The following is a 9062-nucleotide window of genomic DNA, read 5'->3' as shown; positions in this document are numbered from 1 at the left end:
GGTGCTACGTTATCGTCCGTGGGTCAAACCTGTGCGGTAAGTGTGAGCAACGTCGCCTCGGTCAGTTCCCGCACCATCTGACTTCCCGCGTTCGAGACAACTGAGGCGGTACGACGTGTCTGTCGCACTAGTGAGTGCTGTTGACCCCTACCCGGTGGATGCCGGGAAGAAGGTCGTCCTGGCCGGGTTCGTCGAATACTTCCGGGACCGGTTCGGCCCAGACGACGTCCACTACCTGTTGGTCGGGGGGGAACAGCGCCCCGAATTCCCGGTGACGCTGCATCCACTTCCGAAGCCGAATCCGTTCGTCGCCCTAGGTCACGCGGTGACCAGGGTTCCCAGCGGTCGCGCCACCCTGCAGGAGTCGATGCTTCGTTCTCGTCGAGTGGCGACCGCCGTCAGTGCCGTGCTCGACCGAATCCAACCGTCGGTCGAGATCTACGACACCATCCGGATGGCGCAGTACGCCGGCGACGGCCGCGCCGATCAGCAGATCTGTTATCTCGATGATCTGTTCTCCGAGCGCTACCGCGGGATGCTCGCCGCAGGCGATCGATACCCCGACGTCGAGATTCGACCGCTCGGCAATTTCGCCGCGCACGTTCCCGGATCGTTGCGGCCGCTCGCGGACAGTCGCGGTTCGCAGCGCGCATTGCTAAGACTCGAATCACGGCTGGCCGAACGAAGCGAGGACCGGGTCGCACGCCGATTCCGCCGCAGCCTGTTGGTCAATGCGGGCGAGGCCGACCGATTGGCGCGCAGATCTGCGGCCGGCGCCGTCGTCGGCGTGGTACCACCGATGGTCCGGTTGCCCGAACAACGGCAACGGGCGTTCAAGGGACGCCCCGAGTTCGTCTTCCTGGGTCTACTTTCGTTGCCGCACAACGACGATGGTCTTCGGTCGTTCCTGACCGACGTCTGGCCAAGGGCGCTGGCGTTGCGACCGGATGCCCGGTTGCGAGTATTTGGCAAGGAGCCGTCCCCCGCGCTGTCTGCCCTCGCGGCGAAGTTCTCTGACTCGGTCACCCTCGAGGGCTATGTCGTGAACTTGGCGGATGTCCTCAGTTCCGCGGCGGCGCTGGTGAATCCATTGCGGTTCGGATCGGGAGTCAAGCTCAAGGTGATCGAAGCGCTGGCCATGGGTCTTCCCGTGGTGTCCACCACGGTCGGTGCCGATGGCTTTGCGAATGGAGTGGACGCAGGCATTCCGGTGGCCGATTGCGCCGAGGAGTTCGCCGACGCAATGCTCGACCTGACGGGTCTGGAACGCAACGCCCAGGCGTCTGCGGGTGCCACCGCTCACTTCGAGTCGAAGTTCACGCGCGAGGCCGTCTTCGCTCGCTACGACGAGGCCTTCGACCTGCGTTGACATAGGAATTCCAAACTCCCAGCCCTGTGGCGTGTCGGCCCAGGGCTGCCTTGGCGACCGAGCGCGCATCCCCGCGCCCTTAGCCCATTGGTTGCTAAAACGGCAGTAGCGAAAGGCATATGTGGCGAAGCTCACATTGGCCACCGCTTGCATTCCACCCTGAATGTAAGGGACTCTTTGTTTGCTAAAACTGCATCATGATGTAAGTTTGGTGAATCTCGTCAAGGGGGTGAGGCAATGTCGTCATCGGGGCAGACCGCTCGTATAGGGCAGTTAAAGTGCGATAAGCGCAGGAGCGTTGGCGGCAGGGCGAACGTGAGCCCGGCCGACCTTCGTGAGCCGGATGGCTGTAAACGAGTACGTATAGTAATTCGCCAAAATTGCACGGCGCTGCGCAGAACTGCCGAAGCCCAGGCCATGCAAGGTTTCGTACAGATAATCAATCACAAATTGCTGAAACAGCGCCGCAGCGTGTCAGGTGACGCTTGCAGCAATCGCAATCCCGGCCGCGCGACGGCGTCGTCGACCCATGGCCGAACAACCTCAACCCACCCGACGTGCATCGCAGCTGCGGTGCACCACCCTCTTTGGAGGCACGTTCCATGACCGAGTCCACTTCGTTTACCTCCGCAATCGGCATCGCCGAGCGGCCATCGCCTCGAGTTCACATCGTCCTGCCCGCGTTCAACGAGGAAGGCTCCCTCGGCGGGTTGCTGGCGCGAATCGCCCTACTCGCCGACCGCCAACCGTTGGACGTCCGCGTGATCGACGACGGTTCGTCGGACCGCACGGTGGAGGTCGCGAACGGCGGACCCGAACACCTCGATGTCCGCGTCGTCAGCCATTCGGTGAACCGCGGCCTCGGCCAGGCGGTGCAGACCGGCTTGCGGACCGTGCTCAGCGACGCGCACGACGACGACGTCCTCGTCATCATGGACGCCGACGACACCCATGATCCCGAGCTGATCCCGGCAATGGTTCGTGCCATCGACGACGGAGCGGACATCGCGATCTGTTCGCGATTCACTCCGGGCGGGGACGACACCACGGCGCCGCCCTTTCGCCGGATCCTCTCTCGGGGTGCCGCGCTGACCTTCGAACGCGTCGTCAAGATCGACGGTGTCCACGACTTCACCAGCGGCTACCGCGCCTACCGAGTCTCGTTGTTGCGCAGGGCCGTCGGTCACTACGGTGAACGACTGGTCGAAGAGCAGGGGTTCGCCTGCATGGTCGAGCTTCTGATGAAGCTGCGGCACTGCAACCCGCAGATCGCCGAGATTCCCCTGGTTCTGCAGTACGACCGCAAGCAGGGCGCCAGCAAGCTGAAGCTTGGCAAGACGATGAAGCAGTACCTCAAACTCGTCGTCCGAGAGAACGTTTCGCCCGCCCCGTACCGGCAGCTGTAGAGATCATGTCGACACAACCCATCGTCGTCATCGGTGGCGGCATCTCGGGACTGACGATCGCCTACCGGTTGGCCAAGTCCGGTGCACCCGTACGGGTGTTGGAGAGCTCGAAGTCACTCGGTGGGCTCGGCATCGCCGAAGAGATCGACGGCGTGACCATCGAGCGCTTCTACCACTGCATCATGCCGTCGGACGACAACCTGCTCCCGTTGCTGGGCGAGCTCGGGCTCGACGAGGACGTCGACTGGCGTCCCACCACCATGGGAATGGTGATGGACGGCAAGCGGTATTCGTTCAACACCGCGAGGGACCTCCTAGCGTTCACGCCGCTCAAGCTCAAGGACCGGATTCGCTTCGGCGCGGTGTCACTGCTGCTTCGTCGACTCGGTCGCGGCAAGGACCTCGACAACACGAGGACCGAGGACTGGCTGCGGAGCATCTATGGGAACGTGGTCTGGACGCGCATACTGCAGCCGCTGTTCGGCGCCAAGTTCGGCGCCGCCTTCGGCGACGTTCCCGCGTTGTACCTGTACCAGCGGCTGGGGCGCGAGAGCAACGTCGCCGTGCGCGGCTACCCGGCGGGCGGGTACGGCTCCATCGTCGAAGCTCTCCGCGGTGCCATCGAGGCGATGGGCGGTCGAATCGACTGTGGAGTGACCGTCGAATCGGTCAGTACCGGCGACGGGCGCACCCTGGTGACCCTCGCGGGGGGCGAGCAGATCGATGCCGAAAGCGTCGTGTCGACGATTCCGCTGCCCACGTTGCGGTCTCTCGCCGACCAGCACCTGGGGGAGCGGCTCCCCGACGTGTCCGTTGAGTATCAGGGCGTCGTCAATGCGGCGTTCTTCCTCAACCGGCCACTCGACGGGCACTATTGGGCACCGGTCATCAACTGCGACACCGACTTCGACGGTGTCGTGGAGATGTCGGCGCTGACCGGGACGGCCAGGTACGGTGGCCGCTCTCTGGTCTACGTCATGCAGTATTGCGACCGCCGTTCGCCGTTGTTCGCCGAACACGAATCAATGACGGCCGCCCGTTGGTCTCATCAATTGGCGACGCTGTACCCGGACCTATTCGACGGCGAGGACATGATCGACGACGTGCGAATCTTCAAGGCGCCGTTCGTCGAACCGATTCACACGCTCGGGTACGGGGCACGCCGGCCAGATGCGGAGGTGGTGGGGACGGATGTTTGGCTGGCCACTACCGCGCAGATCTACCCCGACGTCACCAGCTGGAATTCCTCGGTGGGACTGGCGAACTCCGTGGCGGACAGAATCACGGCCGGTCGCACTGCGATGGCCTTGCGGGCGCGTGATCGTCTTGTCCACTGACAACCCCCGGCTGATCCGGCTTCTCGAGGCCTTGGCCGTCATCGGATCCACCGCGTTCGCCGTGATCGTGAGTACCGACATCGCGGTCGCGGAACACACGGCGATCAGGACGGTCTTCGGGGTCGGCATGGTCGCGACCTGGATTGCGCTGCTGATGATCGAGCACTCAGCCGATGAGCGCGTCCTCGGGAGGGGCTTCGAGGAGTTCCGGCGCGTACTGCTGGCCACCGGAAGACTCCTCGGCGCCGTCGCGGTGGTGGTACTGGTCTGCGGAGTCCCGTTGCCGCGACAGACACTGGCCATCGCCATTGGCGTCGGCGTGACGGCATGCCTGTTGATCCACCTGGTGAACGCGTCCTACCTCGCGTCGGCCAGGTCTAGGTCCGATGCCTTCCGCACCCGCGTGCTGCTGGTCGGCACGCAGACCGAGACGGGTTGGGTCGCTGAAGCCATCTCACGTGACAAGGTCGCGGGGTACGAGGTCGTGGGTTTCGACGATCTGCGCATCGAAGCGCCCGGGGTCGTGGCGCGGGACGCCCTCGGCGAGCCGATCGACGTCGTCGAGTCGGCGCAGAGGCACCGCGCGGAGACCGTCGTGATCGCAACCTCGGCCAGGGTCGACCCGGACTGGCTCCGCGATCTGCGGTGGGCGTTGCGGCAGAACGAGATCGACTTGATGATCGTGCCCGACGTGGCCGCGATCGCACAGCCGAAGCTGCGGCTGGAGCGACTCGGTGGCCTGTCGCTGCTCCGGGTCGACGAGCCGGGGTACTCGTCGATCTCCGGCGTCGGCAAATCGGTCTTCGACGCCGTCATGGCGGCGTTGATCCTGATCGTGCTGTCGCCGCTGTTTGCCGCGGTCGCCCTCGCGATCAAGATCGACGACGGCGGTCCCGTCTTCTATCGGCCTCGACGACTTGGCTTGCGGGGCGTGCCATTCCGGATGTGGAAGTTCCGCTCGATGGGTACCGACGCCGAACACCGATTGACTGCCGTTCGCGAGGAACGCGGGCTGTCCGAGGCGGCCTTCTTCAAGTGCGCTGACGACCCCAGAATTACGCGGATTGGAAGAATTCTGCGGCGTAGCAGCCTCGACGAGCTACCGCAGCTCTTCAACGTCGTGTTGGGCGAGATGAGCCTGATCGGGCCACGACCGATGGTCGAGGGCGAGGGCGCACAGTTCCCTGGCTTCGTGGAGCGGCGGATGATGGTCAAACCGGGAATGACTGGGCTGTGGCAGGTCTCGGGTCGGTCCGGCACCACCGAGGACGAACGCGTCGACATGGACCTCTACTACGTGGAGAACTGGTCGATGGATCAGGACCTCCGCATCCTCTTCAAGACCGCCGTCACCGTCGCCAAGGGTACGGGGGCGTATTGACCGCGTTGGGCGACCGGCGGTGTTGGATTCTGCTGGGCTTCGTGGCCTTCCTCTTCCTCACCAACGCGGGCATCGCCGCTGCGCCCACCGGTGACGCCGTCGACTACCGGGCCATCGCGATCGCGGCTCCGGGTCTGCCGCACGAAGAGATCGGCTCGGCCTACACCGGCCGCTTCGTGGTGCACTACCTGGTCGGCGAGTTGTCGTCGGCTACGGGCATGCCGCTGGGCTTCGCCTACGGAGTGGCGCTCGTCGCCGTCCTCCTGACGCTGTCGGCGGTCGTGTACGGTCTGCTGCGCGACCGGTCGACGAGTGAATTCGCCATCGCCGCAGCGTTATTCGCACTGAGCCCGTACGCTCTGCGACCCTATCTCCTGCAGACCACGCTCCTTCAGGACCTCGTCTTCGTCATCGGACTAGGTGTTTGCTTGCTCGGTTTGCGTCAACGCTTGGTGGTCCCAGTCCTCGCCGGTCTGGTGGTCGCGGTCCTCGGGCGCCAGAGCGCGATCGCGGTGGCGCCCGTCGCCGCCGTATGGATTCTCGCGGACCCGGCGTGGCGCAGCGCGACGAGCCGCCGCCCGCGGACGGTGGCGGCCGCCGCCGCCGTCCTTCTGACTGCCGGAGTCTACGTCGCGATCAAGGCCTTCACCGCACCCTTCACCGGTGACTACGAGCCATCGGTGCTCCGCAATTCGGTGCTCAACAGAATCGGCGACCTGCCCGGCGCGGCAACCGAACTCGCCGCGCACGCCGCGCGTACCGCCGTACCGTTGATCGTGCCATTGGCCGTGATCGTCACGCTGGTGGTCTGCGTCGGTGCGCGCCGGGTCGGCTTTCGAACGTGGGCCACGCTGGTGGTAGCCGCCTCGATCGTCGCGCAGCCGTTGATGATCGACCCGGCATGGCCCGGCTTTGCGTACAACGAGCAGCGGCTGGCCGCCCTCGCGCTGTTGCCGCTGGCCTGTGCCGCCGGTGACCTCTACGCGCAGTGGCGTCGAAGGCCGTTGGCCGGCAACTGGTTGGTCCTAGTCTTGGCGCTGTTGGCGGTCGGCTCGCTGCACCACGAGTTCAGCCTGGTTGGCCCGGCCTCCCTGGCTGTGTTCCTCGCCGTCCAGGTGGCCGTGGCCGTGGCCGTCGCCGCGCTGGTGACGCTGAACAATCGACCGCCGCCCCCGCCTGCGCCCCCGCTACTGCGCGGCGCGGGTTGCCGGGTGTATGGCGATCAGACCTAGCACGCTGCGGCGCTTGCACATCGCGGCCAGCTCCGCGTAGGCCTTCTCGCCGAGGATCACCGTCAGCTCGGGGGCGTATGACTGCCACACCTGCCGCGAGCCGACGTGGGCGTTGGGGTCACCGGTGCAATACCAGTGCAGGTCGGCTCCACCCTCGCCCCACCCACGGCGGTCGTACTCGGTGATGGTGGTCTTGAGGATCTCGGTCCCGTCGGGCCGCTCCACCCATTCCTGGCTGCGCCGGATCGGCAGCTGCCAGCACACCTCTGGCTTCATCGTCAGCGGCTCGACGCCGAGCTTGAGCGCCTTGGAGTGCAGCGCACACCCGATCCCGCCCTCGAAGCCGGGACGGTTGAGGAAGATGCAGGCACCCTTGTACTTCCGAGTGCGCAGGTTCTCCTTGCCGTCGTACTCGTCCATCTCCAGGTAGCCCTTGCGGCCGAGTCCCTTGTCGCGGAACTGCCAGTCCTCTGGCGTGAGCTTCTTGACGGCGTCGTCGAGGTTGGCGATGTCGTCGTCGTCCGAGAGGAACGCACCGTGGCTGCAGCAACCGTCATCGGGACGCCCCGCGACCGTGCCCTGGCACGCCGGGGTGCCGAACACGCATGTCCAGCGCGAACACAGCCAGGTGATGTCCGCGGTGATCAGATGCTCTGGGTTGTCGGGGTCGTAGAACTCCACCCATTCACGGGCGAAGTCGAGTTCTACCTCTCCTGGATGCGACGTGCTCACGGGATGCAACGGTAGACCCGATAACGTGGGTTGCGTGCGATTGGGCGTGCTCGACGTGGGCAGCAACACGGTTCATCTGCTCGTCGTGGACGCCCGGCGCGGCGGCCACCCGACACCGATGAGTTCGACGAAGGCATCGCTGCGCCTGGCCGAGGCCACCGATTCCTCCGGCAAGCTCACGCGCAAGGGGGCCGACAAGCTCGTCGACACCATCGACGAGTTCGCCAAGATCGCCGCCAGCTCCGGCTGCGCCGAGCTGATGGCCTTCGCCACCTCGGCCGTACGCGACGCGAAGAACTCCGAGGACGTGCTGGCCAGGGTGCTCGCCGAGACCGGTGTCGGGCTCAAGGTGCTGTCGGGGGTGGACGAGTCGCGACTCACGTTCCTCGCCGTCCGACGCTGGTATGGCTGGAGTGCGGGTCGCATCATCAACATCGACATCGGCGGCGGTTCGTTGGAGCTCTCGAGTGGCGTCGACGAGGAGCCCGAGGTGGCGCTCTCCTTGCCGCTGGGCGCTGGCAGGCTGACCAGGGAGTGGCTCCAGGACGATCCTCCGGGCCGTCGGCGGGTGGCCATGCTGAGGGATTGGCTGGCGACCGAGATGGCCGAGGCAGGGGCCAAGGTGCTCGATGCAGGTGCACCGGATCTGACGGTGGCCACCTCGAAGACGTTCAGATCGCTGGCGCGACTCACCGGCGCGGCGCCTTCCGGGGCGGGACCGCGGGTGAAGAGGACACTGACTGCTGCGGGACTGCGTCAGCTCATAGCATTCATCTCTAGGATGACCACGGCTGACCGAGCCGAGTTGGAAGGGGTGAGCGCCGAGCGGGCGCCACAGATCGTGGCGGGCGCGTTGGTAGCTGAGGCGAGTATGAAGGCTCTTGCGATCGATACCGTGGACATTTGCCCATGGGCATTGCGCGAAGGATTGATCTTGCGGAAACTCGACAGTGAAGCCGACGGGACCGCACTGTTCGGGACGTCGGCGGGCCTGGCGCAAGTGAACAAGGCGATGGCCAGGGGCAGTGGACGATGACAGAACCCAGAGACGCAGCCAGCACGCGACCGATCTCGGTCGCCGAGCTGCTGGCCAAGAACGGCAGTATCGGGGCGCCCCCGGTCGGTGGCAGACGACGTCGGCGCCGTGGCAACGCCGATGCGGTCACCGTCGCCGAGTTGACCGGCGAGATCCCGATCATCACCGAGCGGACCGAATCGACCGACCGGACGAGAGCGCCCGAGCCTCCGTCGCCGCCCATCGTCGAACCGCCGGTCGAACCGCCGGTCGAACCGCCCGCCGAGGAGCAGGCCGAGGCCCCCGAGGAGATCGACGAGGTCGAGGAAGTCGACGAGGTCGAGGAAGTCGAGCAGACCCCGGTCGAGCCGGTCGACGAGACCCCGGCCGAGCCGGCCGAGGAGGTCAGTGCCGAAGCGGACGAGCCCGAGCTCGAGGCCGAAGACGCACCGGAGCTCGAGGATGACGACGAGGATGACGACGAGGACGCGCTGGAGTCCGAGGCCGCCCTCACCGAGGTCGAGGCGGACTACCAGGCCCACCTGAATCAACGCGAGGTCGACCCCAGCCCGCTGGACTTCGCGCCGCCA

General features: G+C 65.8%; 7 protein-coding genes and 1 pseudogene. 7 read left to right on the top strand and 1 reads right to left on the bottom strand.

From position 1 onward, the window contains the following. The first annotated feature begins 115 nt into the window (after positions 1-115). The 5 genes from ABW137_RS14275 to ABW137_RS14255 all read left to right on the top strand — a co-directional run bounded on the left by ABW137_RS14275 (position 116) and on the right by ABW137_RS14255 (position 6725). Positions 116-1369 (top strand): glycosyltransferase, encoded by a 1254-nt coding sequence (locus tag ABW137_RS14275; RefSeq protein ID WP_526400973.1) that lies wholly within the window; start codon positions 116-118, stop codon positions 1367-1369. A gap of 602 nt (positions 1370-1971) precedes the next feature. Next, a complete protein-coding gene (locus ABW137_RS14270; protein WP_526400971.1) occupies positions 1972-2775 on the top strand; it encodes a glycosyltransferase in 804 nt (267 codons plus the stop codon). 5 nt (positions 2776-2780) lie between these two features. Then, a complete protein-coding gene (locus tag ABW137_RS14265) occupies positions 2781-4112 on the top strand; it encodes a protoporphyrinogen/coproporphyrinogen oxidase (protein WP_526400969.1) in 1332 nt (443 codons plus the stop codon). Continuing rightward, on the top strand, positions 4102-5493 hold the full coding sequence (locus tag ABW137_RS14260) for a sugar transferase (protein WP_526400967.1): 1392 nt from the start codon (positions 4102-4104) through the stop codon (positions 5491-5493). The genes ABW137_RS14265 and ABW137_RS14260 overlap by 11 nt, the downstream gene beginning before the upstream one ends. Further along, positions 5490-6725, top strand: coding sequence for a hypothetical protein (locus ABW137_RS14255; protein ID WP_526400965.1), 1236 nt, complete (start codon positions 5490-5492; stop codon positions 6723-6725). Before ABW137_RS14260 ends, ABW137_RS14255 begins: the two co-directional genes overlap by 4 nt. On the opposite strand, the gene ABW137_RS14250 is transcribed toward ABW137_RS14255, so the two are convergent. Next, positions 6681-7457 (bottom strand): DUF3109 family protein, encoded by a 777-nt coding sequence (locus tag ABW137_RS14250; protein ID WP_526400963.1) that lies wholly within the window; start codon positions 7455-7457, stop codon positions 6681-6683. The genes ABW137_RS14255 and ABW137_RS14250 overlap by 45 nt on opposite strands. 34 nt (positions 7458-7491) lie before the next feature. Here ABW137_RS14250 and ABW137_RS14245 point away from each other — a divergent pair, with 34 nt between their 5' ends. After that, positions 7492-8493, top strand: a complete 1002-nt coding sequence (locus ABW137_RS14245; RefSeq protein WP_526400961.1) for a Ppx/GppA family phosphatase — start codon at positions 7492-7494, stop codon at positions 8491-8493. Next, a pseudogene (locus tag ABW137_RS14240) lies at positions 8490-9062 on the top strand (hypothetical protein); the annotation flags it as partial. The gene ABW137_RS14245 and the pseudogene ABW137_RS14240, both read left to right, overlap by 4 nt.

This window comes from Mycobacterium sp., from assembly GCF_040509115.1.
Taxonomy (GTDB): Bacteria; Actinomycetota; Actinomycetes; order Mycobacteriales; family Mycobacteriaceae; genus Mycobacterium.
Note: the sequence above shows the minus strand (reverse complement) of the source record. Positions and strands in the feature narration are given on the sequence as shown.